The sequence below is a fragment of the Streptomyces sp. 1114.5 genome (assembly GCF_003635085.1).
In the GTDB taxonomy this organism is placed as follows: Bacteria; Actinomycetota; Actinomycetes; order Streptomycetales; family Streptomycetaceae; genus Kitasatospora.
In genome coordinates this window covers 4,800,398-4,826,525 of sequence record NZ_RBXE01000001.1, presented here as the reverse complement: position 1 = coordinate 4,826,525, position 26,128 = coordinate 4,800,398, and the positions used below count along the sequence as shown (strand labels likewise).

General features: G+C 73.7%; 22 protein-coding genes and 1 pseudogene. 7 read left to right on the top strand and 16 right to left on the bottom strand.

Annotated features, from left to right (window positions below; translation table 11 throughout):
• Window positions 1-87 precede the first annotated feature (87 nt).
• Window positions 88-1,551 (top strand): SulP family inorganic anion transporter, encoded by a 1,464-nt coding sequence (locus BX285_RS21445; protein ID WP_259470622.1) that lies wholly within the window; start codon window positions 88-90, stop codon window positions 1,549-1,551.
• Between the two features lie 141 nt (window positions 1,552-1,692).
• Here the strand turns inward: BX285_RS21445 and BX285_RS21440 are convergent, their stop codons facing one another.
• The 3 genes from BX285_RS21440 to BX285_RS21430 form a co-directional block, all read right to left on the bottom strand.
• Window positions 1,693-3,681 (bottom strand): fructose-specific PTS transporter subunit EIIC, encoded by a 1,989-nt coding sequence (locus tag BX285_RS21440; RefSeq protein WP_121176499.1) that lies wholly within the window; start codon window positions 3,679-3,681, stop codon window positions 1,693-1,695.
• Between the two features lie 117 nt (window positions 3,682-3,798).
• Window positions 3,799-4,758, bottom strand: coding sequence for a 1-phosphofructokinase (pfkB, locus tag BX285_RS21435; protein ID WP_097239472.1), 960 nt, complete (start codon window positions 4,756-4,758; stop codon window positions 3,799-3,801).
• Window positions 4,755-5,516 carry a DeoR/GlpR family DNA-binding transcription regulator gene (locus BX285_RS21430; protein WP_097239471.1) on the bottom strand — a complete coding sequence of 254 codons (762 nt, stop codon included), beginning with the start codon at window positions 5,514-5,516 and terminating at the stop codon, window positions 4,755-4,757. Before BX285_RS21430 ends, pfkB begins: the two co-directional genes overlap by 4 nt.
• Before the next feature lie 358 nt (window positions 5,517-5,874).
• Here BX285_RS21430 and BX285_RS21425 point away from each other — a divergent pair, with 358 nt between their 5' ends.
• Both BX285_RS21425 and ptsP read left to right on the top strand, forming a co-directional pair.
• Window positions 5,875-6,147, top strand: a complete 273-nt coding sequence (locus BX285_RS21425; RefSeq protein WP_097239470.1) for an HPr family phosphocarrier protein — start codon at window positions 5,875-5,877, stop codon at window positions 6,145-6,147.
• Window positions 6,144-7,805 carry a phosphoenolpyruvate--protein phosphotransferase gene (ptsP, locus tag BX285_RS21420; RefSeq protein ID WP_121176497.1) on the top strand — a complete coding sequence of 554 codons (1,662 nt, stop codon included), beginning with the start codon at window positions 6,144-6,146 and terminating at the stop codon, window positions 7,803-7,805. Before BX285_RS21425 ends, ptsP begins: the two co-directional genes overlap by 4 nt.
• Before the next feature lie 107 nt (window positions 7,806-7,912).
• On the opposite strand, the gene BX285_RS21415 is transcribed toward ptsP, so the two are convergent.
• The 6 genes and pseudogenes from BX285_RS21415 to BX285_RS39515 form a co-directional block, all read right to left on the bottom strand.
• Window positions 7,913-8,875: a Gfo/Idh/MocA family protein gene (locus BX285_RS21415; protein WP_121176494.1), complete on the bottom strand. Its 963-nt coding sequence runs from the start codon at window positions 8,873-8,875 to the stop codon at window positions 7,913-7,915.
• A 2-nt stretch (window positions 8,876-8,877) separates the two neighbouring features.
• Window positions 8,878-10,209, bottom strand: coding sequence for an amylo-alpha-1,6-glucosidase (locus BX285_RS21410; RefSeq protein WP_121176492.1), 1,332 nt, complete (start codon window positions 10,207-10,209; stop codon window positions 8,878-8,880).
• The gene (locus BX285_RS21405) at window positions 10,196-11,473 is read right to left on the bottom strand and encodes a sugar MFS transporter (RefSeq protein ID WP_121176489.1); all 1,278 of its coding nucleotides are present in this window, start codon (window positions 11,471-11,473) and stop codon (window positions 10,196-10,198) included. The genes BX285_RS21410 and BX285_RS21405 overlap by 14 nt, the downstream gene beginning before the upstream one ends.
• Entirely contained in the window at window positions 11,470-12,660 is a 1,191-nt protein-coding gene (locus tag BX285_RS21400; protein ID WP_220783929.1) for a zinc-binding dehydrogenase, read from the bottom strand. The genes BX285_RS21405 and BX285_RS21400 overlap by 4 nt, the downstream gene beginning before the upstream one ends.
• Before the next feature lie 238 nt (window positions 12,661-12,898).
• Window positions 12,899-13,351 (bottom strand): GntR family transcriptional regulator, encoded by a 453-nt coding sequence (locus BX285_RS38510; protein WP_257032946.1) that lies wholly within the window; start codon window positions 13,349-13,351, stop codon window positions 12,899-12,901.
• Window positions 13,352-13,417: 66 nt separating this feature from the next.
• Window positions 13,418-13,612 (bottom strand): annotated as a pseudogene (locus BX285_RS39515) (GntR family transcriptional regulator); the annotation flags it as partial.
• Window positions 13,613-13,882: 270 nt separating this feature from the next.
• Here BX285_RS39515 and deoC point away from each other — a divergent pair.
• The 4 genes from deoC to BX285_RS21375 all read left to right on the top strand — a co-directional run bounded on the left by deoC (window position 13,883) and on the right by BX285_RS21375 (window position 17,580).
• Window positions 13,883-14,575 carry a deoxyribose-phosphate aldolase gene (gene deoC, locus BX285_RS21390; RefSeq protein ID WP_121176484.1) on the top strand — a complete coding sequence of 231 codons (693 nt, stop codon included), beginning with the start codon at window positions 13,883-13,885 and terminating at the stop codon, window positions 14,573-14,575.
• 81 nt (window positions 14,576-14,656) lie between these two features.
• A complete protein-coding gene (locus BX285_RS21385; protein WP_121176482.1) occupies window positions 14,657-15,640 on the top strand; it encodes an aldo/keto reductase in 984 nt (327 codons plus the stop codon).
• A 203-nt stretch (window positions 15,641-15,843) separates the two neighbouring features.
• Window positions 15,844-16,929: a cobalamin-independent methionine synthase II family protein gene (locus tag BX285_RS21380; protein ID WP_121177780.1), complete on the top strand. Its 1,086-nt coding sequence runs from the start codon at window positions 15,844-15,846 to the stop codon at window positions 16,927-16,929.
• A 120-nt stretch (window positions 16,930-17,049) separates the two neighbouring features.
• The gene (locus BX285_RS21375) at window positions 17,050-17,580 is read left to right on the top strand and encodes a GNAT family N-acetyltransferase (RefSeq protein WP_097239461.1); all 531 of its coding nucleotides are present in this window, start codon (window positions 17,050-17,052) and stop codon (window positions 17,578-17,580) included.
• A 123-nt stretch (window positions 17,581-17,703) separates the two neighbouring features.
• Here BX285_RS21375 and BX285_RS21370 read toward each other — a convergent pair whose 3' ends face one another.
• From BX285_RS21370 to BX285_RS21340, 7 genes are all read right to left on the bottom strand, one after another.
• On the bottom strand, window positions 17,704-18,468 hold the full coding sequence (locus BX285_RS21370; protein WP_121176479.1) for a maleylpyruvate isomerase family mycothiol-dependent enzyme: 765 nt from the start codon (window positions 18,466-18,468) through the stop codon (window positions 17,704-17,706).
• A 77-nt stretch (window positions 18,469-18,545) separates the two neighbouring features.
• On the bottom strand, window positions 18,546-19,853 hold the full coding sequence (locus tag BX285_RS21365; RefSeq protein ID WP_218893140.1) for an aldehyde dehydrogenase family protein: 1,308 nt from the start codon (window positions 19,851-19,853) through the stop codon (window positions 18,546-18,548).
• Window positions 19,854-19,998: 145 nt separating this feature from the next.
• Window positions 19,999-20,298: a hypothetical protein gene (locus BX285_RS21360; protein WP_179852982.1), complete on the bottom strand. Its 300-nt coding sequence runs from the start codon at window positions 20,296-20,298 to the stop codon at window positions 19,999-20,001.
• A 95-nt stretch (window positions 20,299-20,393) separates the two neighbouring features.
• Complete coding sequence (locus BX285_RS21355) at window positions 20,394-22,391, bottom strand: GDSL-type esterase/lipase family protein (protein ID WP_183107125.1); 1,998 nt, start codon at window positions 22,389-22,391, stop codon at window positions 20,394-20,396.
• Window positions 22,392-22,516: 125 nt separating this feature from the next.
• Window positions 22,517-23,740 carry an acetyl-CoA carboxylase biotin carboxylase subunit family protein gene (locus tag BX285_RS21350; RefSeq protein WP_121176474.1) on the bottom strand — a complete coding sequence of 408 codons (1,224 nt, stop codon included), beginning with the start codon at window positions 23,738-23,740 and terminating at the stop codon, window positions 22,517-22,519.
• Window positions 23,741-23,745: 5 nt separating this feature from the next.
• Complete coding sequence (locus tag BX285_RS21345; protein ID WP_121176472.1) at window positions 23,746-24,807, bottom strand: phosphotransferase family protein; 1,062 nt, start codon at window positions 24,805-24,807, stop codon at window positions 23,746-23,748.
• 38 nt (window positions 24,808-24,845) lie between these two features.
• A complete protein-coding gene (locus tag BX285_RS21340) occupies window positions 24,846-25,991 on the bottom strand; it encodes a glycine amidinotransferase (protein WP_097239455.1) in 1,146 nt (381 codons plus the stop codon).
• Window positions 25,992-26,128 lie beyond the last annotated feature (137 nt).

Genomic DNA, 26,128 nt, shown 5'->3' with positions numbered 1-26,128 from the left:
GCCGTGAAACGGCGACCAGCCGTGAACCCCCGGCCCGCTGTGGACCCGCGGCCGGCCACCCCCGAACGTCCCCGGATGAGGGCTCCCATGCGCTTTCCCGCACTCAAGTACGACCTGACCGCCTCGCTCGTCGTCTTCCTCGTCGCGCTCCCGCTGTGCGTCGGCGTCGCCGTCGCCTCGGGCGTACCCGCCGAACTCGGCCTGATCACCGGCATCGTCGGCGGCCTGGTGACCGGTGCGCTGCCCGGCAGCAGCCTCCAGGTCAGCGGCCCGGCCGCCGGGCTGACCGTCCTGGTCGCCGAGACCGTGCAGCGGTTCGGACTCCCGGCGCTGGGCGTCGTGGTCGCCGCCACCGGCCTGCTCCAACTGCTGCTGGGCGCGCTGCGCTGGGGCCGGTGGTTCCGTGCCATCTCCGTCGCCGTGGTCGAGGGCATGCTGGCCGGCATCGGCCTGGTGATCATCGCCGGCCAGCTCTACGCGATGGCCGACCGGCCGGCGCCCGCGAGCGGGATCGACAAGCTCCTCGGCCTGCCCGGCCTCCTCGCCCGGCTCGTCTCCTCACCGGCCGCCGGCCTCTCCTTCGCGATCGGCGCCGGCACCATCGCCGTGATCGTGCTGTGGCAGCGGCTCCCGGCCAGGCTGAGGGTCGTCCCGGGCGCGCTGGTGGCCGTCCTGCTCGCCACCGCCGCGGCCTGGCTGCTCCCCCGTCCGGTGAAGAAGGTCGAGGTCAAGGGCCTGCTGGAGGCCGTCCAGCCGCCGGGCAGCGGCGTGCTCGACCAGGTCACCCCGGCGCTGCTGGTCACGATCCTGGCCTTCACCCTGGTCGCCTCCGCCGAGAGCCTGTTCAGTGCGGCGGCCGTCGACCGGCTCCACGACGGGCCGCGCACCGACTACGACAAGGAGCTCATGGCCCAGGGGGCGGGCAACACCCTCTGCGGCGTCCTCGGCGCCCTGCCGATGACCGCGGTCATCGTCCGCAGCGCCGCCAACGTGCAGGCCGGCGCCAGGACCAAAGCGTCCCGCGTGCTGCACGGCGGATGGCTGCTGCTCTTCGCCGCCCTGCTCCCGGCCGCCCTCGGCGTCATCCCGGTCGCGGCGCTCGCGGGTGTGCTGGTGCACGCCGGGTTCAAGCTCCTGCCGTTCAAGCAGCTCGGACCGCTGTGGCGCGAGCACCGCTCCGAAGCGCTCGTCCTCGCGGCCACCGCGGTGGCCATCGTCACGGTCAACATGTTCGAGGGCGTGCTGATCGGTCTGGGCCTGTCGATCGTCAAGACCGCCTGGGAGACGTCCCGGCTGCACGTGGAGACGGAGGAGCTGCCCACCGGCACCATCCGGGTCCGGCTGACGGGCAACGCCACCTTCCTCCGCTTGCCCAAGCTCCTCGACGCCCTGGAGGCCCTGCCGACCGACCGCGTCCTGGAGCTGGACCTCTCGGAGCTGCGCCATCTCGACCACGCCTGCCAGACCGCGCTGACCACCTGGGTCGAGCGCCACAACGCGAGCGCCCCCGAGGCCGTCCGGCTGATACCCGCCCTGGCCGGCCGGGCCTGATCCCGGCACCGCCGGGCCCGGTCCTTCGGAGGACACGACTCGGCGGACACGACGGGGCGCCCGCTCGAACGAGCGGGCGCCCCACGCCGGTTCGGATTCCGGCCGGTCGGCTGGTCCGGGAGCCGCCCGACAGCCGACGGGTCAGACGGCGGCCGGCTGCTTCACGGCGACGGCGGAGGCCGCAGCCGGCTCGGCGGCGGGCTTGCGCATCCCCTTGAGCAGCACCACCACCGCCGTGGTGACGGCCGTGCCCGCCGCGACCGCGACCAGGTACAGGAAGGGGCTGCCGATCAGCGGGAGCACCCAGATCCCGCCGTGCGGGGCCCGCAGGGTGGAGCCGAAGGCCATCGTCAGGCCGCCGGCGGTCATGCTGCCGGCGATGCCCGCCGGGATGACCCGCAGCGGGTCGGCCGCCGCGAACGGGATCGCGCCCTCGGTGATGAAGGAGGCACCGAGCACCCAGGCGGCCTTGCCGTTCTCCCGCTCGTCGGGGGTGAACAGCCTGCGCCGGACGACGGTCGCCAGGGCCATGCCGAGCGGCGGGGTCATGCCGGCGGCCATCACGGCGGCCATCACCTTGAGGCTGCCGGCGTCCGGGGTGGTCCCGGCGGTGGTGAGCGCACCGGCCGCGAAGGTGTAGGCGACCTTGTTGAGCGGACCGCCCATGTCGAAGGCCATCATGGCGCCGAGCAGCGCGCCGAGCAGGATCGCGTTGGAGCCGGAGAGGCCGTTCAGCCAGTCGGTCAGGCCGCTCATCGCCGAGGCGATCGGCGAGCCGACCACCACGAACATCAGGAAGCCGACCGCCGCCACCGACAGCAGCGGGATCACCACGACCGGCATGATGCCCCTGATCGCCCGGGGCACGTTCCAGCGGATCATCCACAGCACCAGGAAGCCCGCGGCCAGGCCCGACACGATGCCGCCGAGGAAGCCCGCGCCGACCGCCACCGAGACGGCGCCACCGGCGATGCCGGCGGCCAGTGCCGCCCGGTCCGCGATCGCCCAGGCGATGTACCCGGAGAGGACCGGGACCAGGAAGCCGAAGGAGGTCTTGCCGGTCTGGAACAGCATCGCCGCCCAGCTGTGCGAGGAGGTCCAGTCGAAGTGGCCCAGCACGGAGGGCGCGGAGGCGATCTGGTAGCCGCCGATGGCGAAGGCGAGCGCGATCAGCAGACCGCCGGCCGCGACGAACGGGATCATGTAGCTGACGCCCGTCATCAGGTAGGTGCGCAGCCGCTGGGCCCAGTGCTCGCCCGTCGGTGCGGCCACCGGGGCGGCCGGGGCAGTGGCGGGACGTGCGCCGCCGGCGTCGGCCACCAGCCCGGCGGCCTGGGCGATCAGCTCGTCGGCGCGGTTGACGCCGGCCTTGACACCCACGTCCACGGTCGGCTTGCCGGCGAAGCGGGCTCGGTCCCGGATCTCGACGTCATGGGCGAAGATCACCGCATCGGCTGCCGCGATCACCTCGGGGGCGAGCGGCGTCGTCCCGGCCGAGCCCTGGGTCTCGACCTGGATCCGGGCGCCCGCCCGGGCGGCGGCCAGCTCCAGGGCCTTGGCGGCCATGTAGGTGTGGGCGATGCCGGTCGGGCAGGAGGTCACGGCGACCAGCCGCAGCCCGCTGTCGGCGGAAGCAGGCTCCGCGGCGGCGGCCGGCTCCGGAGCGGTGGCCGGCGGTTCCTCGCCGTTGATCCTCGCCGCGACCGCGCTCGGGCTCTCGGCGTCGCGCAGGGCGCCGGTGAAGGTGGGGTCCATGAGCCGGCGGGCCAGCGCGGCGAGGATCTGCAGGTGGGTGTCGTCCGCACCGGCCGGTGCCGCGATCATGAATACCAGGTCGGCGGGCCGTCCGTCCGGGGCGTCGAAGTCCACTCCCCTGGCGCTGCGGCCGAAGGCCAGGGACGGCTGCGTGACGTGGGGTGATCTGCAGTGCGGGATACCGATCCCGTCGCCCATCCCGGTCGGGGCCTGGGCCTCGCGGGCGGCGATGTCGGCGAGGAAGCCGTCGAGGTCGGTGACCCGGCCCTCGGCGACCAGCCGCTGGGCGAGGGCGCGCAGCGCTTCGTTCTTCTCCTCGGGGGCGAGGTAGAGGTCAACGAGTGCGGGTGTGATCAGTCCGCTGGTGTCGCTCATCGTGTCGGTCCTTCGACTGGTTCCTGACAGTGTCCCTTGCCCCCGGGTATGTGCGCCCTTCCCGTCCCACACGGTCGGGCGGTGCGGTCTCCGGCGCGGGACGCCGGAGACCGTTTCTCAACCGCGGAGCGGTCGTTCGAGCGGGAGGTCCGCCGTCACGACCACCGCGGCCGGGTCCAGATCGGCCGGGGTCGGCATGACGCTCCCCGGCAGTTGTACGGCGGCGGCGCCGTGCGCCAGCGCCGCGGCGAGCGCCCCGGGGCCGGTGCCGCCGGCGCCGAGGAAGCCCGCGAGGGAGGCGTCGCCCGCGCCCACGTCGCTGCGGACGGCGGCTACCGGCGCGCTGCCGTACCAGCTGCCCTCCTCGGCGATCAGCAGCATTCCGTCCGCACCGAGGCTGGCGAGGACCTGCTGGGCGCCGCGTTCGCGCAGTTCCACGGCTGCGGCCACGGCGTCGCCGACGGTGTGGACCGGGCGGCCCACGGCCTCGGCGAGTTCCTCCCGGTTGGGCTTGACCACGTCGGGGCGGGCCGAGAGCGCGGCCAGCAGCGCGGGGCCGGAGGTGTCCAGGGCGATCCGGGCGCCGCCCGAGTGCACCTGGGCGACCACCTCGGCGTACCACTCGGGTGCCAGTCCGCGCGGCAGGCTGCCGCAGCAGGCGAGCCAGTCCACGTCGTTGCCGGCGCCCCGTCCGCTCTTCTGGGCGTCGCGGACGAGCGCCAACAGTGCGGCCGACTCGGCGGCGCTGAGCTCGGGGCCCACCGCGTTGATCTTCGTGAGGCTGCCGCCGTCCTCGGCGATCGAGACGTTGATCCTGGTGTCGCCCGCGATCGCGACCGCGCCGACCTCGATGCCCTGGCGGCGCAGCAGGTCGGCGAGCAGTTGCCCCGAGAGGCCGCCCAGGGGGAGGAGGGCGCTGGTGCGGTGGCCGGCGGCGGTGAGCGCGCGGGAGACGTTGACGCCCTTGCCGCCCGGGTCGAGCCGGTCGTGCGCGGCCCGGTTGACCTCGCCCGGGACGAGGACGCCCAGTTCGTAGGTGCGGTCGAGGCTGGGGTTGGGGGTGATGGTGACGATCATGCGCGGATGACTTCCGGTCCGTGGTTCTCGATCTCGGCGGTCTGCTCGTCGGTCAGCCCGGTGTCCGTGACCAGCACGTCCACCTGGTCCAGCGAGCCGAAGCGAGCGAAGTGGCGGGCGCCGTACTTGGAGGAGTCGGCCACCAGGACCACCCGCCGGGCGCCGGTGAGCATGGCCCGTTTGACGGCCGCCTCGGCGAGGTCCGGGGTGGAGAGGCCGCCCTCCGGGGAGAAGCCGTTGGTGGCGACCACCGCGACGTCCGCGTGGATGTCGGCCAGGTCGCGCAGTGCCCAGGCATCGACGGCGGCCTGGGTGCGGTGCCGCAGCCGGCCGCCGATCAGGTGGAGGGCGAGTCCGCGGTGGTCGGCCAGCCGGGCGGCGACCGGGAGGGCGTTGGTGACGACGGTGAGCGTGCAGTCGGCGGGCAGCAGGCCGGCGAGGCGGGAGACGGTCGTCCCGGCGTCCAGGATGACGCTGCCCTCGCTGGGCAGCAGGGCCAGGGCCGCCTTGGCGATGCGCTCCTTCTCGGCCGCGGCCGTGGAGTCGCGCTCGGCCAGGCCGGGCTCCAGGTGGAGGGCGCCGGCGGGCAGCGCGCCGCCGTGCACCCGGTGCAGCAGGCCGGCCCGGTCGAGGGCGCTCAGGTCACGCCGGATGGTCTCCTGTGTGACGCCGAAGTCCTCGGCCAGCGTCGGCACGTCCACCCTGCCCTGTTCCTGGGCGAGGCGGAGGATCTCTTGCTGCCGCTCGGGTGCGTACATGTGGGTTTGGGTCCGTTTCATGTCTGTTCACGCTTGGTTCAGGCCGACCATACGCCTTCCGGCCGGAAAAGCAAGAGGTCGGACGGGCTTTCGCGGGCATCTTCGGGGATCTTTGAATTTGCCCGAATGTGTTGACACCGCTCGGCGATCGGACGTAGAACCAATCGAAACAACACGCCAACGGGCGTGAAACCACGGTCGGTCCCGGCCCCCGCCACTGCCCCCGTACCGCCGGAGGCCGGTTCCGACCACGGCGGCCCGCGCTCCACCCCTTCGCGCGGGCCGCCGTACCCCTCCCCCGTCGACCCGGCTCCCACCCGGGTCGGCGGCTCCTCATCCACTCCTCCAAGGACCTCCCATGCACTCGATCCAGGTCACCGTCGGCTCCAGCAGCGGCCTGCACGCCCGCCCGGCCTCGCTGTTCGTCCAGGCCGCCGCCCGTCAGCCGGCCAAGGTCACCGTCGGCCGCCCGGGCCAGGCCCCGGTCGACGCCCGCAGCCTGCTCTCCGTGCTCGCCCTCGCGGCCGGCCACGGCGAGACCCTGGAGCTCACCGCGGTCGGTGAGCAGGCCGAGGACTCGCTGACGGCGCTCGCCGAGCTGCTCGCCACCGACCTCGACGCAGCGGCATGAGCGGTCCGATCCGCGGGATCGGCGTCGGCACCGGCAGCGCGGCGGGCCCGGTCGCCCGGATGGCGCCCGCACCCGCGCTGCCCGCCCCGAGGGCCGTCACCGACCCGGCGGCCGAGGCGGCAGCGGTCCGCGCCGCCCTCGCCGCGGTCGTCACCGACCTGACGGAGCGGGCCGCGCGCGTGCACGGCCCCGGCTCCGACGTGCTCGCCGCGCAGGCCATGATGGCCGCCGACCCGGTCCTCGCCGACGAGGCGGCCGCCCTGGTCGAACGGGGCACCGACGGCGCCCACGCGCTCGCCGGTGCCTTCGACGGCTTCCGCGCCGCGCTGGCCGCCGCCGGCGGTCACTTCGCGGAACGCACCGCCGACCTGGACGACCTGCGCGACCGCGCGGTGGCGCACCTGCTCGGCCTGCCCGTGCCCGGCCTGCCCGACCCGGGACACCCGTACGTCCTGGTCGCCGAGGACCTGGCGCCCGCCGACACGGCGCTGCTCGACCCCGCCCGGGTGCTGGCCCTGGTCACCGTCCGCGGCGGGCCGACCAGCCACACCGCGATCCTCGCCAAGGCGCTCGGCGTGCCCGCGGTGGTCGGCTGCGCCGGCGCCGTGGAGCTGTCGGACGGCCGGCCCGTCCTGGTGCACGGCGCGGACGGCCTGGTCGAGCCGGACCCGAGCCCGGAGGCGGTCGAGCGGGCCGCCGAACGGGAGCGCCGCCGCCACGAGCTGGCGGCCGGGGTCCGTGGGCCGGGCCGTACGGCGGACGGCCGTCCGGTCGCGCTGCTGGTCAACCTCGGTGCGCCGCACGAGATGGCCGGCGCGGCCGCCGCCGACGCCGAGGGCGTGGGCCTGTTCCGCACCGAGTTCCTCTTCCTGGACCGTACCGAGGCACCCGGTCGCGCCGAACAGGCCGCCGCCTACCGGAAGGTCTTCGCGGCCTTCGCCGGCCGCCGGGTGGTCGTCCGCACCCTCGACGCGGGCGCGGACAAACCGCTGCCCTTCGCCACGGCCGCCGACGAGGAGAACCCGGCCCTGGGCGTGCGCGGCCTGCGGACGGCCGTCCGCGACCCCGGGCTGCTGGAGACCCAGCTCGCCGCGATCGCCGAGGCCGCCGAGGCCGAGACCGCGCAGGTCTGGGTGATGGCCCCGATGGTGTCCGTCCCGCGCGAGGCCGCCGAGTTCACCGCCCGGGTCCGCGCGCACGGCCTGCCGGTGGCCGGCGCGATGATCGAGGTCCCGGCGGCCGCCCTGCGCGCCGACCGCTTGGCCGAGGTCTGCGACTTCTTCAGCGTCGGCACCAACGACCTGGCGCAGTACGCCTTCGCGGCCGACCGCACGCTCGGCTCCCTGGCCGAACTGCTCGACCCGTGGCAGCCCGCCCTGCTCATGCTGGTCGCAGCCGCCGCGCGCTCTGCGGCCGCGCACGGCCGTCCGATCGGCGTGTGCGGAGAGGCCGCCGCCGACCCGGCGCTCGCCCTGGTGCTGGTCGGTCTCGGGATCACCAGCCTGTCGGCCGCGCCCGCCGCGCTCCCCGAGGTGCGGGCGGCGCTGGCCGCCCACACCCTCGCGCAGTGCCGCGAACTCGCCGAGCTGGCCCTGCACGCCGAGGACGCCGCCGAGGCCCGCGGCAAGGTCCGGTCGAGGATCACCGCAGGTCGGTGAGGAGCCGCCCCGGGGGTGGCACGCGACCGCACCGGCGCTTCGGTGCGGTCGCGTGCCACCCCCGGGGCGCTGTCGGATGCGCTACGGCGCTGCGGGGAGGCTGCCGGTCAGCCGTCGGTTCGGGCCAGCCGGCTGCGGACGGCGTCCAGGGTGTTCGCGATGAGGAGGGACTGCGCGAGGGGGACGAGGTGGGCCGCGGTGTCGCCGTGCACGGCGGAGTCCACCGACTCGACCATGAGCCGGTAGGGGTTCTGGGACGGGTAGTGGCGGTGGGGTCCTCCGCCGGTGGTGGTGAGCGTGCTGGGGGCGGAGCCGGCGCAGAAGGCCGGCGGGGTGAGGGTGATCGAACCGTCCGTGCCGGTGGTGGTGAAGGTCTCGGACATCCCGCCGACGAGCGAGCAGCCGATCTCGGCCGTGCCCCGGTCGGGGAACTCCAGCAGGAAGCGGGTGGCCGAGTCGGCGGAGCCGGGTCGCCAGTGGTCCTGTTCGGCCCGGACGACCTTCGGCGTGCGCCAGCCGAAGGCGGCGAGGGCGGCGGAGACGGCGTAGTAGCCGACGTCGTAGAGGGCGCCGCCGCCGAGCGCGGCGTCGAGGCGGTAGTTGCCGGGGGCGGGGGCGAGGCCGTCGAAGCGGGCGGTGACGGTGTGGACGGTGCCGATCGCGCCGCGGGTGACCAGGTCTTCGAGGTCCCGGGTGCGCGGGTGCCAGCGGTTCCAGGCGGCTTCGACGAGCAGCCGTCCGGTGGCGCGGGCCGTGGCGGTCATCGCGGCGACCTCGGCGGCGGTCAGTCCGAGCGGCTTCTCGCACAGCACGTGCTTGCCCGCGCGCAGGGCGCGCTCCACCCACGGGCGGTGGGCGCTGTTGTGGAGCGCGACGTAGACGATGTCCACGGCCGGGTCGTCCAGCAGCTCGCCGTAGTCGGTGTACACCCGGGCCGGGTCGAGGGCCCGGGCCCGCCCCGGATCGGTGGCGGCGACGGCGTGCAGGCGCGCTCGTTCGGCCGCGTGGACGGCGGGCGCGAGGCTGTTGGCGGCGATCGAACCGGCGCCCAGGAATCCCCAGTTGGCCATGGTCAGCCTTCTTCCAGGGCCGTGGCCGTAGCCGCCGTGGCCGTTGCCGGGGCCGTCGCGGTGACGGTGGCGGCGGCCAGGTCCAGGACGAGGGAGCTCCAGCCGAAGGAGCGCGCACCGTGCCCGACCGCGTCCTCCGGGCCGTAGCACTCCCGGGTGGTGTCCGAGGCCGCGACGAGCGCGCAGCTGCGCGCCGCGAGCGTGTCGGCCTCGGCCCGGTAGCCGCGTCGGCGCAGGCCCCAGTACAGGTACCAGTTGAGGTTGATCCAGCTGGAGCCGCGGAAGATGGCCCCGGTGCGGAAGGTGGGGTCGTACGAGGGCTCGGTGGCGGCGACGCTGGGCACCGGGTAGGGACGCCAGAACTCCCGTTCGTTCAGCAGGTGTTGCTCGATGACCCGGCGGGCGGCGGATTCCGGCACCGAGTCGAGGAGGACGGGCAGCAGCGAGCTGGCGGTGAGGATCTCGTTGCGCTTGCCGGCGACCAGGTCGAGGTCGTGGAAGGCGCCGCTGGTCTCGTCCCAGCAGTGCCGCATCAGGGCGGCGCCGATCGCCTCGGACTGCGCGGCCAGCCGGTCCGCGGTGCGCCCGTTCGATCCGGTCGTCCGCACCAGCCGTGCCAGGCAGGCCAGTCCGTCCGCGTAGACCGTGTTGACGAGCACGTCGTTCCAGACGAACAGCCGCCGGTCGCGCAGCGGGGTCTCCGGTGTACGGGTGGGCGCGGAGTAGGCCGTGATCAGCGAGCGCATCGCGCCGTGCCAGGCGGCGTGCACGGCATCCTCGGCGGCCGACTCGATGCCGAGGGCGCCGTCGTACTTGGGGCTGCTGTCCAGTCCGGACTCGTCGGGCTGGTAGATCTCCAGCAGGCCGGTGCCGGGGCTGGTGCGGTGCTCCCCGAGCCAGCCGAAGAAGGCGAGCGTCGGCGGCAGGACGCGGCGCAGCCACAGGTCGTCACCGGTGGCCCGGTACACCCGCTCGACGGCGCGGGCCACCACGGGCGGTGCGATGGTGACGGACCGCCACCCCTCCCAGAGGTCGATCCTGAAGTCCTCGGTGGCACGTGGGCGCAGGTCGTCCTGCCAGAGGACCATGTGCGGCAGGAAGCCGGTCGGGGTGACCGCGCTGAGCAGGGAGCGCAGTTCGTCCCGGGCCCGGCGGGTGTCGACGTGGGTGAGGGCGATGGCGTGGAAGCTGCTGTCCCAGGCCCACTGGAAGGGGTAGCTGTCCGGGGAGGGGCAGGTGAAGTCGTAGTGGCGCTGGGCCGCCCGGGAGAATCCGGTGCGGTGGTTGCGGGCCAGGGTGTCGCGGGCCCGGGCGGAGCTCTCAGTGACGGACATGCGGGGTGACTCCCGAGGGGGACACGTCGACGGGGGCCGGGCGCCGTCGCCCGGTGGCGAGCAGTGCTGCGGCGAGGGGCAGCAGGAGGCCGGCGAGGCCGAAGGCCGAGCGCACGCCGAGACGGTCGGACAGCGTGCCCAGCAGCAGGGGCGCGAGCATGATGCAGGTGCTGACCGCGAGTTGGACACGGGCGGTGGCCTGGTCGGTGCGGCCGGGTGCCGCGCTCACCGCGAGCGAGAGGGTCAGCGGGAAGAGGTTGGCGACCCCCAGACCGCCGAGGACCAGGCCCAGCAGGGCGACCCAGGTGGTGGAGGCGAGCCACAGGGCGAGGAACCCGGTGGCGGCGACGGTCAGCGAGCCGGCCACCAGGGCTGCCGAGCGGGCGGCGCGGGCACCGGCCGTCAGCCGGCTCCCCGCCAGCCGACCGACCAGTTCGCCTCCGTAGAACAGGGCCAGGGCCGCGGATGCCTGACTGTCCGTCAAATGAGCGGTGTCGGTCAGCAGGGGCGCGGCGTAGTAGGCGAGGCAGAACTCGAAGCCCACGACCAGGCCGCACAGGGCGGCGCGGAGCGGGAACGAGCCGCTCGGGCGGTCGGCCTGCGCGGGCTCCGGAGCGGTGCCGGTGGGCGGGGCCGTGCCGGCGGAGGGCGTGGCGTTCGGGCGCAGCGGCTCCGCGCGCAGCGCCGGGTACAGGGCGGCGAGCGCGAGGGCCGGCAGCACCAGGCACCAGTTCCAGGCGGCCCCGGCACTCTCCAGGCCGCTGATGACCAGCGGCGCGGCGAGGGCGCTGACGCTAGCGGCGGCGTTGGCCTCGACCAGGGCCCGCGCCCGCAGCGACTCGTGCCCGCCGTGGTGCTCGGCGAGCACCGCCAGGGCCGTGGTCTGCAGCAGGGCCCCGCCGATCCCGCCCAGCACCGCCGCGGCGAGGGTGACGGTGGCCGAGAGTCCGGTCGCCAGGAGGAGCGATCCCAGGGCCAGGGCCGCGAGTGCGGACCAGAAGAGCACCCGGTGGTCCAGGCGCGTGCGCAGCCGGCGGAACAGGAGGTTGGTGAGCATCGCGCCGGCGGCGAAGGCGGTGGAGTGCAGGCTCATCAGCGCGTAGGACAGCCGCAGGTCCTGACGCAGGAGCGGCAGCAGCGGGCCGAGCGCGTAGAGGACGTAGGCGTAGACGGCCAGGCCGCCGTAGGCCGTGGCGGTCAGCCGGTCCCGGACGAAGGCCGGGGGCCCCTGGTCCCGGGTGACCGGCACCGAGGCGCCGGTCACCCCGGTATCCCGGCCTGCTCGGCGAAGTCCTCGGCGGAGGCGGTGGCGGCCGTGGCGGCGGTGGCGGCGGAGGCCGTGGGGGTGGTGACGGCGGGGATGGTCGCGGCGGCCGTGCGGCGCACGTGGTCGAGGAGGACGGACGGCGCCAGCAGCGAGGTCTTCATCGACGCGCCCCGGCCGTACCCGGTGAACGCCTCGCGGACGGCGGCCTCGTCGTCCAGGCAGGCCCGGGTGGTGATCAGCGGGGCGGGGTCGACCAGGCCGGACTCGACCAGCCGCAGGGCCACGGCGGTGACGTGCGCGGAGCGGGCCATCGGGAACGAGCGGACGTCGAAGGGGGTGGAGAGCAGCTTCAGGCCCTTGGCCAGGATCATCCAGGTGTTCAGCCGCTGCGGGACGGCCGTCGCGCCGTAGATGACGTACGAGCCGCCGGGGCGCAGCAGGCCCATCGCGATCTCCCGGATGTCCTTGTCCGGGGCGTCGTCCCGCCCGGCCGTGCGGGCCGGCGCCGCGATGTGCGGCAGGGCGTCGAACACGTAGTCCGCGTAGTGGTCGTGGTGCTCGCGCACATACGCTTCGAGCTCCGCCGCCTGGGTGTCGGTGTTGAAGGCGTGGGAGGCGCCGTGCCGCAGTGCGACGTCCATCCGGTCGCCGTTGCGGTCCAGCACGGTGATCGAGCCCGCGCCGAGGTGGCGGTGGAGCACCTGGACGGCCAGCTGGGCGCTGGGGCCGCAGCCGAGGACGACGCAGGTGTCGCCGGGCTTGGGCGGGTTGAGCAGCAGGGAGCGCAGGACGGAGGTCAGCGGCTCGATCACGGAGGCCAGGTCCGAGGGCACGTGCGGCGGCAGGACCACCGCCGCGGCCTGGTCGGCGTCGTAGAAGTTCCGCCCGGTGTACCAGGACGTCTCCACGCCGCGCCGGCCCGGGAAGAGCGGCCGCAGTGCCCGGTACTCGGCCATCCCGCCGAAGTCGGTCTGCCCCCAGTAGGTGACCCGGTCACCCGGTCGCACGTCGTCCCGGAGCCGTTTGCCGACCTCGACCACCCTTCCCACGTATTCGTGCCCGGGAATGATCGGCCAGTCCTCGGCGAAGAGGTGGCCGCGGAAGTAGGAGACGTCGGTCGAGCAGATCGAGACCGCCTCGGTCTGCAGCAGGATTTCGTCCTCGCGACATTCCGGATCGGGCACGAGGGTTCGGTTGATTTCTCCGGGAGCGGTCATGAGGTACGCGTACACGGTTTTTCCCTCCACGCATTCATGTGATTCCACCGCTGGCACCGGCGGGCCGGATCGCCCGCCGGTCGTTGCAGTCCCCCGTCGGAAATTCCTTCCGCGCGGTCGGGTCGGAGTTCTTTTCCGGAGTCGGAGTCTTTCAGGAGCAGGCGTCTTCAGGAGCCGGAGTCCTTTTCAGGACTCGGAGTTCTTTTCAGGAGTCGACTTCGAAGGCGACGTCCAGGGCGTACCGGTCGCCGACGTACCGGGTCTCGGTGAGTTCCAGGGGGCGCTCGTCCTGGTCCATGATCAGTCGCTCCTCGACGAGCAGGGCGGTGCCCGGAGCCACCGCGAGCAGCTCCGCCTCCCGCTCGCCGGCCGTCGCGGCCCTGATGGACGAGTGTCCGCGGGTCGGCGTCCGGCCGAGCCCGGCGAGCGTCTCGTGCATCGAGGCCGTCCGGAAGTCGATCTCCAGCAGGGCGGCGAGGTCGTCGGGGAACACCGCCCGCTCCAGTGCGGTCGGCACCCCGTCGGCCAGCCGGACCCGGTCGACCTCCACGACCTGGGCCGCCCTGCGCAGCCGGAGCCGGTGGACCTCCTCCGGCAGGGCCGGCCGGAGTTCCGCCGAAATCAGCTGCGAGGAGGGCTTGCGGCCTTGTCTGCGCATTTCCTCGCTGAATCGGACCAGGTTTTCCGCGCGACGGTGCGTCGGCGGTTCCGCAACGAATGTCCCGCGCCCGGACACCCGGTAGACCAGACCTTCCGTGACGAGCCGTTGAACGGCCGCCCGTGCGGTCATGCGGCTCACCCCGAATTCCTCGCACAGTTCCGACTCCGAGGGGAGCGGGTCATGCGGTCGGTGTTTGGCGATCCGATTCCGGAGCGCCTGCTCGATCCGGTGGTACCTGGGCGCGAAATCCGTTTCCAAAAGGGGGCCTCCGAAATTGAGAGTACGCCGTCTAGCTGTCTAGTCAACCAGCGTAGACCAGCACAGAGCCGGACATTCCGCGGCGAAAGACACCAAGGGCAAGAGGCGTGCAGGGTGATCCTCGTCACATCGGGGCCGGGTGCGCGGCGGCCGCCACCTCCCGTCTGCCTGTATAGACAGCTAGACAGGCAGGGGCTACCGTCGGACCGTCCGCGCGGTCGCGCCCCGAGCGCGGTGCGACGCACAACGCCTCACCCCTAGGACAGGCTCATGGACTCCACCGGCATCGACGTCCGACAGCTCGCCAAGATGATCGACCACTCCCTCCTGCGGCCCGAACTCACCACCACCGAGGTCCTGCACGGCTGCGAACTCGCCGCGGTCTACGACGTCGCCTCGGTCTGCGTGCGCCCCGCGGACGTCACCCTCGCGGTCAAGGCGCTCGCCGGCACCGCGGTCGCCGTCGGCACCGTCATCGGCTTCCCGCACGGCGGCACCACCACGACGGCCAAGGCAGGCGAGGCCGCCGACGCCCTGGCGGCGGGTGCGACCGAACTCGACCTGGTGCTCAACATCGGCCTGCTGCGCAGCGGCGAGGACGACGCGGTGCGGCAGGACATCGCCGCGGTCGTGGACACTGCGGGGGGCGCCGCCCTCACCAAGGTGATCTTCGAGAACGCCTACCTCGACGAGGACGCCAAACTGCGCGCCTGCCGACTCAGCACACTGGCGGGCGCGGACTACGTGAAGACCTCGACCGGCTTCGCGCCCGGTGGCGCCACCCTGGAGGACGTCCGGCTGATGCGGGCGAACGTCCCCGCGCACATGAGGGTCAAGGCCGCGGGCGGGGTGCGCACCCTGGACCGCATGCTGGAGTTCGTGGCCGCCGGCGCCGAACGCTTCGGCGCGACCGCCACCGCCGCCATCCTGGACGACCTGGCGGCCCGCCGGTCCGCCTCCTGACCCACGGGACGGCGTGGGCCATCGCGTGGGTCGGCAACCGACCCGGCGGCGCCGGCGGGCGCTTCGTGAGAGGGTCACGCCATGGAACAGCGCGTACTCGGCCGTACCGGCCGTCCCGTCTCGATCGTCGGACTCGGCACCTGGCAGCTCGGTGCGGATTGGGGGGACGTCCGGGAGGAGGACGCCCTGGCCGTACTGGAGGCCTCCGTGGAGGCGGGGGTCACGCTCTTCGACACTGCCGACGTCTACGGCGACGGCCGCAGCGAGCGGCTGATCGGCCGCTTCCTGAAGGAGCGCCCGGACGCGGAGGTGTTCGTCGCCACCAAGTTCGGCCGCCGGGTCGAGCAGCGGCCCGAGCACTACCACCTCGCCAACTTCCGTGCCTGGGCGGACCGTTCGCGGGCCAACCTGGGCGTGGAGCGGCTGGACCTGGTGCAGCTGCACTGCCCGCCGACACCCGTCTACTCCTCGGACGAGGTGTTCGACGCCCTGGACACCCTGGTGGCGGAGGAGCGGATCGCCGCCTACGGGGTCAGCGTGGAGACCTGCGCGGAGGCGCTGACCGCGATCGCCCGCCCGGGCGTCGCGAGCGTGCAGATCATCCTGAACGCGTTCCGGCTCAAGCCGCTGGAGCGCGTGCTGCCCGCCGCCGAGGCGGCCGGGGTCGCGATCCTGGCACGGGTGCCGCTCGCCTCGGGGCTGCTCTCGGGCCGCTACACCGAGCGGACCGTCTTCGCCCCGGACGACCACCGCACCTACAACCGTCACGGCGAGGCCTTCGACCAGGGCGAGACCTTCTCCGGGGTGGACTTCGCGACGGGCGTCGAGGCGGCCCGGGAGTTCGCCGCACTCGCCCCCGAGGGCGCGACCCCGGCGCAGGCAGCGCTGCGCTGGGTCGTCCAGCAGCCCGGGGTGACGACGGTGATCCCCGGCGCCCGCAACGTAGCGCAGGCCCGGTCCAACGCCGAGGCCGCCGCGCTGGAGCCCCTGCCCGCGGCCACCCTCGACGCGGTGCGGGACCTGTACGACCGCCGCATCCGGCCGCAGGTGCACGACCGCTGGTAGCCGTGGGCGGGGCTGCGACAGGGCCAAGGGGGTGTCCCCTAGGACCGACTCCTCGGATCCTGCCGGGCACCCAGCGTACGGGGGGCGCACGTCCGGCGCGCGACGCTGTTCGCGCGCCCCCTTTGTTTGTTCAAATGCCTTACCAGGAAGCCGAGTCGGGTAGTTTGGGCACCCCGGATGAACACATTCCACGGATGGGGATCATGGTGGACACCAACGGCAGGGCAGTGATCGAAACCGAGCCCATCGGCAGCCTTCCGCGGCCTGCCGAACTGCTCACGGCCATGGCCGACCACGCGGCCGGCCGGATCGGGGACGCCGAGCTCGCCGCCGCCCAGGACAGTGCCGTTGCGGACACCATCCGCCGCCTGGAGGAGATCGGCTCACCGGTCGTCACCGACGGCGAGCAGTCCAAGCCCAGCTTCGCCACCTATCCGCTGACCGGCCTGGACCAGCTGGCCCGCGACGGCGTCGTCATCCCCTTCGCCGACGGGCACCAGCGCCAGCTGCCCCGCCTGACCGGCGGGCCGCTGCGCTACGGCGTCCACGCCGACCAGTACCTGCGGGCGGCGCAGCGGCACGCGACCGTACCGGTGAAGCAGGCCGTCATCGCGCCCTCGGCGCTCAGCCTGCTCTACCCGGCGGACGGCATCGACGGCTACCCGCGCGAGGCCTTCCTGGCCGACCTCACCGCCGAGGCCGAGGCCGACATCCGCGGCTGTCTGGACGCCGGCGCGCACCGCGTCCAGATCGACTTCACCGAGGCCCGCCTCGCCCTGAAGCTCGACCCGAGCGGCGGCCTGCTGGGGCAGTTCATCGAGCTCAACAACCAGGTCCTGGACCGCTTCACCCCCGCCGAACAGGCCCGGATCGGCGTGCACACCTGCCCCGGCGGCGACCAGGACTCCACCCACAGCCTCGACGTCGACTACAAGGCCCTGCTCCCCGAACTGCTCCGGCTCCGGGTCGGCGCGTTCTACGTGCAGCTCGCCAGCGAGCCCGACCAGGACGTCGTGCTCTCCGTCCTCGCCCAGCACCTTCCCCCGCAGGCGCGGATCTTCATCGGGGTCACCGACCCGATCGACCCGCGGGTGGAGACGGTCGAGCAGGTCCGCGACCGTGTCCTGGCCGCGGCCCGGCACCTGCCCGTCGAGCGGCTGGGCACCTGCGACGACTGCGGGTTCTCCCCGTTCGCCGACGACACCTCCACCTCTCGCGAGACCGCCTTCGCCAAGATCCGCGCCCGCGTCGAGGGCACGGCCCTGGCCGCCGCCGCACTCGGCATCTAGGCCGCACCGCCCCGGGGCGCCCGTGCCGTGCCTGCACGGGCGCCCGCGGTCACCGTCCGTACGACGGACCGCCGGGGAAATACCGTGGCCGGGGCTCTGCCACGGTGATAACCATGTGACATGCTACATGGCGCTCAGATCACCCTTCGGGCCCGGCAGGAAGCCGACCTCCCCGTGTTCCAGGCCGAGTTGTACGACGATGTCGCCACCCGCTCACGGGCCGACAACCGGCCCTGGCGGCCCGTCCCGCCGGGCTCGGCGCAGTCGCCCTACGCGGTCACCGGGCCGTCCGACGAGTCGGCGTGCTTCTCCGTGGTGGTGACGGCCTCCGGGGAGCTGGCCGGTGAGGCCCTGCTGTGGGGCATCGACACCCACAACCGCAACGCCCACCTGGGCATCGCGCTGCGGCCGGGCCACCGGGGGCGCGGGCTCGCGACGGACGTCCTGCGGGTGCTGTGCCACTACGGCTTCCCGGTGCTCGGCCTGCGCCGGCTGCAGCTGGAAACCCTCGCGGACAACACGCCGATGCTCCGGGCCGCCGCCGCAGCCGGGTTCACCGTCGAGGGGACGCTGCGCCGATCGGCCTGGGTGTGCGGGGAGTTCGCCGACCAGGTGGTACTCGGGCTGCTGGCCGAGGAGTGGCGGGGATAGGCCGGGCGAGAACGCGCCGACGCCGCGCCGTCGACCGGGGGGTCCGGTCGATGGCGCGGCGTTGGCCGGCCGTTCCGCAGGTCAGCGACGTCGAGGAGAGCGTCTGCGCTGCCGGCGGTCCGCTCAGAAGGCGGAGTTGGCGAACCACAGCTCCAGCAGCTGCTCGTCGCCGGTCACGGCGACCTCGGCTGCCGAGCGGTCGAGGCGGCCGTAGAGGAGGAACAGCAGGTCGGCGGCGTTGGCCGAGACCGTGGCGTCGGCAGCCGGCTCGGCCGCCGCAGCACCGCTCTCCAGGCCGAAGCCGTCGGGGCGCAGGCGCACCAGCCAGTCGCCGTCCCCGTCGGTGCGGGTGAAGCGGATCGTCCGGTTCTCGCCGCGCAGTTCGGCCGTCCCCGGAGCGAAGAAGGCCGCGTACGGCAGGTTCGTCAGGAACTCGTCCACTCCGTCCGCGGCGAGCGCCGGGTCGAGCTCGGGCTGCAGGCCCAGCGCGAGTTCGGCGTCGACGCGGTGGACGAGGGTTTCGAAGAGCATCCGGCGCACCCAGAACCGGGCGTGCTGGTCGGCGCCCCACGCCCACATCGGCGCATCAAGGTCGGTGTCCGAGAAGGTCGCGTCGGCCTCGGCCGCGGACTCGGCGAGCCACGCCGGGTAGTCCTGCGTCCGCTCGGGGAGCTTCAGTTCGACGTCCCGGCTGGTGGGCGGCGCCTGGATGCGCCGACGGAGCAGGACGGTGAACCAGCGCTGGACGCTGCCCGCGTGGCGGACGAGGTCGGCGAGGGTCCAACCGGGACAGCTGGGGACCGGGATCGCCGGATCGGCGGCCCGCACCGCGGCGACGAACCTGGCGGTTTCGGCGGAGACGGCGGCGACGTGCTCGTTCGGGGTCATGGACGGGCGCTCCAGGGCAGGACGGAAGGACGGGACGAAAGGACGGGACGGAAGGAGGGGGAAGAAAAAGGCCGGACTCAACCCAGCGGCTTGTCGACCACGGCCTTGAGGTGGCTGAACGTGTCGATCGAGTACTCGCCGTGGTAGCGCCCCATGCCGCTCTCGCCGACGCCGCCGAAGGGCAGGTCCGGCATCGCCAGGTGCGAGACCGGCAGGCCGAAGGTGAGCGCGCCGGAGGAGGTCTCCTCGGCCAGCCGCCGCTTGGTGTCCGCGGACTCGGTGAAGGCGTACAGGGCGAGCGGCTTGTCGCGCTCGTTGATGAAGGCGATCGCCGCGTCGAGGTCGGGGACGGCCAGCACGGGCAGGATCGGGCCGAAGATCTCGGCGCTCATCACCGGGGCGGTCTCGGGGACGTCGGCGAGGACGGTCGGGGCGAGGTAGCGCGCCTCGCGGTCGTGTTCGCCTCCGACGACGGTCCGCCCGCCGTCCAGCAGCGCGGTGAGCCGGTCGAAGTGGCGCTCGTTGACGATCCGCCCGTACTCGCTGTTCTCGGCCGGGTTGTCGCCGAACAACTCCCGCACCGCGTCGGCGAGTTCCTTCTCCAGGCCGGGCGCGGCGTCGCCGACGGCGAGGACGTAGTCGGGGGCGACGCAGGTCTGGCCGGCGTTGAGGAACTTGCCCTGGGCGATCCGCCGGGCGGTGACGGCGAGGTCGGCGCCGGGCTCGACCACGACCGGGCTCTTGCCGCCGAGTTCCAGGGTGACCGGGGTCAGGTGCTTGGCGGCGGCGGTCATGACGATCCGTCCGACCGCCCCGTTGCCGGTGTAGAAGATGTGGTCGAAGCGCTGCTCCAGCAGGGCGGTGGTCTCCGGGACGGCGCCCTCGACCACCGCGACCGCCTCCTCGCCGAGGTAGCGCGGCAGCAGTTCGGCGATGGCCGCGGAGGTCGCGGGGGCGAGCTCGCTGGGCTTGACCAGGGCGGTGTTCCCGGCGGCGAGGGCGCCGACCAGCGGGGCCAGGGCGAGCTGGAGCGGGTAGTTCCAGGGCGCGATGATCAGCACCACACCGAGCGGGTCGCGGACGACCCGGGCTTCGGCGGGGTGGAAGACCTCCGGCACGGCGGCCGGCCGCGGCTCCAGCCACTGCGGCAAGTGAGCCACGGTGTGGTCGAGTTCGCGGATGGTGAAGCCGATCTCGGTGCGGTAGGCCTCGGTGACGCTCTTGCCGAGGTCGGCGTGCAGGGCCTGCTGGAACGCCTCGGCCTGCTCGGTGAGCATGGTGCGCAGGGCGGCCAGCTTGTCCAGCCGCCAGGCGAGCGGCCTGGTCCGGCCGGTGGTGAACTCGGCCCGCAGGCGGGCGACCACAGAAGGGATGCTGTCGTTCATGAGGCTCTCGCGGTCTTGAGGCGTGATTGGCGCTTGACACATGGAACTTTCACCACATGAAGCAATAGCGACCCTAGGGATGAAAGGTTGAGTTTGTCAAGCATCCGCCCGCCCCGGACACCCCGCCCGCCCCGGACACCCCGGACTACGCCGCGCCGCTGACGCCGGGGGCGACGAACCGCCGGTGGAGCGGGTGGAACTCGACCGTCGGCTCACCGGTGATGCCCGCCTTCCCGATCTCGGGTGCCAGCCGGTCGGCGAAGAAGGCCTCGAAGGCCTGCTGGGACTCCCACACGTCGGTCACGTTCAGGCCGTCCCCGTCGAACCAGGCCACGTGCAGGTGGCCACCCGCCGGCGCGACGTCCTCCCAGCGCACCGCGTCACGCACCACGTCGTACTGCTCCGGGGTCGTCCCGGCCCAATGCATCGACATCACCACGGCCATGGCCCTGCTCCTTCGCGCTCACACGCCCATCACGGGGCTCGACCCCCACACCTCAAGCCAACTCCCGCTCCCCTCCCGCCGCACCCCGGGGACCGTCAGCCGCCCGCGGTCAGGGACGCCCGCAGCCCGGCCAGCTCCGCCGCGTAGTCGGCCCCGGCCGCGCCGGTCACGGTGAACTCGGCCTCGACCAGGGCCACCGCGTGGCGTTCGTGCACCTCGCGCAGGCGGGTCAGACCGGTGAGCAGCGCGAGGGCACCGGCCTCACCCTGCGCGTCCCGGTGGGTACGGGCGATGAGCACCGCGGTGTACAGGCCCTCGGCGAGGGCGTCCAGGTCCGTCGCCGGGTACAGCATGCTGGGGCGGGAGTGGGTGCCGTAGCGGAACGCCTCGCGCAGGTACCAGTACCGGATGGTGGCGATCCGGTCGGCCCGGGTGTCGGCGAAGAGGCCGGTGTGGTCGGCGAGCCGGGCCCGGACCTTGGCGAGGATGCGCCGCCCGTACGCCCGGTCGGTGGCCGGTTCGCCGGGCGAGCCGGGTGCGCCGAGCAAACCGGGCAGCCCGGCCGGCCCGCGCCACAGGATCCGCTGCCGGTGCACCTCGGAGTCCAACGGCCAGGCAGCCGCCGCCTCCTCCGGCAATCCGTCCGTGCCGCTCGACTCCGCGGCCGCCGCGAACTCGCACAGCAGCCGGGAGACGTAGAACTCGGGAAAGCTGCCGATCTCGGATCCGTGGGCCGGCGGCATGCGTTCCAGGTCCGCCAGGGAGGCGATCAACGGGTGCCGCGCCGCGTGCCGCAGGGTGTCCAGGACCTGAGCCTGGAGGTCCGAGTCGGGGACGGGCCAGGTGCCGGTGCCGGCCACCGGGTCGCCGCCCAGCTCGCGCGCCCGGCGCAGCAACTCCCCTGCGGTGCTGCGCACCTGCTGCGGATCGACGTCGAAGCCCATCCGGTAGTAGTCGGCCACGCCAGGGCCGAGGTCGAAGAAGGCGTCCGGGTTCGGGTGGACGCAGACGTACCCGGCGTCGGGCTCCTCGCCCGTGTCGTACGGGGCCAGCCGGGTCGCGAGGGCGGTCGCGATGACCTGGTGGCCCGCTGCGGTCGGGTGGCAGTAGTCGACGAAGTCGGCAGGCTTCAGCAGCTCCGCCAGGTCGAGGACGTCGACATTCGGGTCCGCCGCGAGGGCCGCCGTCTGCTCGCGGTAGGCGCTCTTCACCCGGTAGAGGTTCGTGTCCCCTTCGAGCGCGAGGTGCGCGTAGTGGCCGGCCTCCCGGTGGTCGCCGCGGCGGGCCAGGATGCGGCTGAGGTTGTAGGCCGCGATCGCACCGAGCGGGGTCCGTTCCTGCGCCGTCCGCCGAAGGATCTCGGCGGCCTCGGCGGCGGCGCCCCGGCGGTCGAGCAGGACGGCGAGGTTGTTCAGGGCGATGGGCCGGACGAACGAGCCGGTCGTCGCCGCCTTCCGGTAGCGGCGCCCGGCCGTGTCGAGGTCGCCGCGCTCGTGGGCGCCGAGGGCCGCGAGCAGTTCCCGTGCCTCCGGCCCGGAGCCGGTGGCGAGGTCGGCCACCCGCCAGTCCAGGCCGACGATCCTGGTGAACGGGGCGTGGGCGCCCATCAGCCCCGGAGGGAACCGCTCGTTGGCGACCGGGTTGACCAGGATCACCCGGGTGCCCCGCTGCCGCGCGCGGTCGGTGATGGCCTCCAGGTTGCGGCGGAAGTCCCGGACGGTGGTGGCGATGGCCGGCGCGGTCTCCTCCTCGGCCAGCACCAGCTGTTCGCGCGGCCGGATCCGGACCACCGGCTGCGGTACGGGGCGCTCGGGCGCTCGGCGGAACAGGTCCCGCCGACGGTGGTACGCGCCCTTGTAACGCGCCGACCGGGCCGCCTCGTTGTTGCCCAGGTAGACGATCAGGACGTCCCAGCGCTGCCGGGACAGCGTCCGCAGGTAGTACCGGGCCGCGTCGGCGCTGGTGAATCCGGGGATGGCGTGGTTCTCGATCCGGTGCCGGCCGCGCAGCCGTTCCGCGAGCAGGCCCGGATGGACGACCTGCGGAGCGCCGATGCCCGCACTGCTGGAGTCACCGAGGACCAGGATGCGCACGTCGGACCTCCTCCACCACGACCCCTCTCCTCGACACGAACGGCCTCCTCGACCGCGTCGGACCACGTCGGACCCCCTCGGTCACGACGGCCCGCTCGACCACGACCGGCCTGACCGACCACGACTCACCCACCGGCGTTGACCTCCAGGGCCCGCGCCACGACCGCCCGGAGCACCGCCTCGCAGGCCTCCCGGTCCGCCGCCTCGACCAGGGCCCGGCCCGCACCGGCCAGGGCGCTCTCCCGCATGCCCGGCAGCGGTTCGCCGTACGGGACGCCCAGCTCCACCTGCAGGACTCCCGGTATCGCGAGGAGGTCCTCGGGCCCGAGCCGGTTGCACCGGCCGGGCACGGTGGGCAGGTGGGTGAAGCCGAAGGAGCGGTCCGTGGTGGCCCGGAACTCGGTGGGGTCGCCGGTGACCGTCTGCACAGATGCCCCGAAGAGGTCGATGCCCAGCGCGTGCCGGGCCAGGTGCTTGATCCAGCTCCCGCCGGGCCTGGCCGCCAGTTCCCCGGCGGTGAACCGGCCGGGGCCGCCGAAGGCCTCGAAGTGGAACGCGGCGTCGGTCAGCCCGAGCGCCCGCAGCGCGGCGAGGGTGAGTTCGGCGGCCTCCCGCTGGAGGCCCGGGTGGGCCCGGTGCGGGAAGGTGGCGGTCGCGATCGGACGGTCGTCCCTGGTCTCGATCACCGGGGCCAGGTACTTCGAGACCAGCAGGGCCTCCAGCCGGCCTCGGCGCACCACGCCGTCGAAGTGCCACTCGTCGCCCCGGTTGTACTCCTCGACCACGAGGTCGTCGAGGCTGTCGTCGTCCCGGGCCAGGTCCCGGATCACGCTCGCCAGGCTGCGCAGGTCCGGGGCGACGGCACAGCCGCGGGTGCCCGCCGAGCTGACCGGTTTGACGACCAGCGGCCCGGTGAGCCCCTGCGCCACGGCCAGGGCGACGGCCCGTTCCGGTTCGGCCGCGGTGTGCGGGGCCAGCACCCAGTTCGCCGTGGGTACGCCCGCCGCCCGCCACGCGGCCTTCTGGACCGCCTTGTCCCGGCAGTGCAGGGCGACGTCGGGGTCGAGCGCGCGGGCGCCCAGAGCGGCGCCGAGGAGCGCCGCCGGGACGACCGCGAACTCGGCGATGGTGGCCACCGCGTCCGCCTCGGCCGGACCGGTGCGGGCCAGCGCGGCGAGCATCGCCTCGGTGGAGCCGTAGGAGTCGACCTGGACGCACGCCGTCACCCGGTCCCGCAGGGCGGCGGCGCGCCCCGCCTCCCAGGGCTCGTGCAGCACCGTGACGCGGTGCCCCGCGGCGGTGAGTGCCGGCAGCGGTTCGGCGCGGGCGCCCAGCAGCACGATCCGCATCGGCCTCACCCCAGGCCGCCCGACAGGTCGCCCGACAGGTCGCCCGCCGGGTCGCCCGCCGGGTCGCTCGTCAGGTCGCCGAGGATCGCTGCCATGTCCTCGTAGGTGCCCTGCACGCCCTCGACGTCCCCGAGCCGGTGATGCTCCAGCCGGATCGCGCCGAGGTGGCGCGCCTCGTAGACGCGCCCGCGCCACTGCGCCTCGGCGGAACCGTCCGGAGCGCCGTACCCGTCGGCGTCCCAGAACGCGTCCCGCTCGGTGCCGGGCTTGGCGTGGGCCATCCGGATGGTCCAGTCCGCGGCCGGGTCGCCCCACAGGGTGCGGTCGAGGTCGAGGACTCCGCTGACGGTCGGTTCGGGGGCGTCCTCGACGAGCATGACGTTCACGATCCACAGGTCGCCGGCCAGCAGGCGGGGTTCGGTGATCCGGTCCAGGACCTCGCTGCGCTCGGCCGCGACGGCGGCGACCTTGCGCAGGTCGGCCGAGTCCAGTCCGGCCCCGTCCAGGTCGGCTGCGATGTCCGCCAGCGACGCGGCGACCGCCTGGCTCCACCGCGCGTACCCGGGCCCGTTCACCGGCCCGAAGTGCGGGCCGCGCACGGCGTGGACCTGCCTGGTGATGGCCCCGAGCCGGCGGAAGAAGCCCGTCCAGGACTCCCGCGGGTACGCGATGAGCCCGCGCGGGCCGAAGGCCGCCGCGCCGTCGAGCAGGGTCTGCACCATCCAGTCCCGGCCGATCAGTTCGTGCGACCAGTCGGCCGCGATCACCTTCGGCATCAGCGAGGCGATCGGCGACAGCCAGGGCAGGCTGGCGTACTCGTTGCGCATCAGCTGCCGCTCGGACCGGAACTGCCGGGCGGGCTCCGGCGCGACGCGCAGCACCACCGGCCGGTCCTGCCCGGTGACGGTCAGCCGGTAGGTGTTGTTGTACATCCCGCCGTCCAGTTCGACGGCCGAGACCACCCGGGCGTCGAGGCCGAAGACCCGTGCGCAGACGGCCTGGATCTCCCCCGCGCCGACCGACTGCTGGAAGGCCCCGGCCGGGCGTTCGACGGTCCGCAGTTCCATGGCGCTCTCCCCTGTTCGACGGTGCGTCGGGTGCCCGGTCATCCGAGGTAGTCCTCGCGGCCCCCGTCACGCCGGGTGTCCAGCGTGAAGCAGTGGAATCCTCCCCCGAACAGGCGCCGGTGCCGGTGCCGGACCGGCACCGTGGTGAAGCCCGCGCTGTCGAGGGTCTTGCGCAGTCCGGGGCAGTCCTGGTTGACCAGGACGGTGTCCGGGTCGAGCGACAGCACGTTGAGGTCGATGTACGGGCTGGTGAGGACCAGGTCGCGCTCGTCGTAGCTGGGGAACGCGCCGGGGTCCGGTTCCGGCGGCACGATGAACTTCCAGGACTGCAGCGGCTCGGGCAGCAGTTCGCGGATGCCGTCGTGGCGGGCCAGGAAGACGCCGGGCCGCAGGGCCAGCAGCATGCTGTCGATGTGGTTGTCCGCCATCCGGTGCACCCGGTGGATGGTGAAGCGGCCCTCCACGTGGCGCTCCAGCCAGTCGACCGCCATCCGGTGGTTCTCGGTGGCGATGTTGACCACCAGGTCGCGGCCCAGCCGCAGCACCTGGGCACCGTCCAGGATCATCTCGAACCCGACGTCGTACGGCGACGGTTGGGGATCGGAGATCGGCTCGGTCGGCCCGCCGAGCGTGGTGGTGGCGTGCCGCGCGTACGAGAGGTCGAAGGAGAGGTCGGTCAGGACCGGGCGCGGCATGGTCGTCCACCGGGCACCGGCCCGGTGGTAGCGGCTGAACACCGGCGCGAGCAGCCTGGTCTCCAGGTACCGGGAGCGGATGGCCGGCGGGGTCTCGATGATCTCGTCGCCGAGGATCAGGGTGTTGTCCCGGATGTTCAGGGCCGGGGTGGGGGCGGCCTGCCAGCCCAGGCCTGCGATCGGGGCCGCGTCCGGCGGCAGCGGCAGCGGGCGGTGCACCCGGACGCCGGCCTGCCGCAGCGTGTCGGCCAACGCCTCGACGTCCTCGTGGAGTTCCTCGGTGTACCGCCGCCGGATGCGCCAGCTCTCCACCGCGGGGTCGTCGGCGACGGCCAGCCGGGGGTAGGCCCAGTCGGAGCGGAACCCGGTCAGGTTCTCGTGGTGGAACAGCTCGAAGGTGACGTCGCGGTCGTGCGACAGGTAGTTCTCCGCCGAGCCGACGATGATCTCGCGCAGCGGGGTGAAATCGTCGTAGGTGTGCAGTTGCAAAGGAGTTCTCTCTCTTCCTCGGCTGGTCTTCGAGCGGCTGAACGGCGACCCTTAGTCCGGTAAAGCGGAGGCCAAGTCTGCGCTTTCCTCCTTTCCCTACCCGGTTTCCTGTCCGGCTTCCCGCCCGGTTTCCCGGT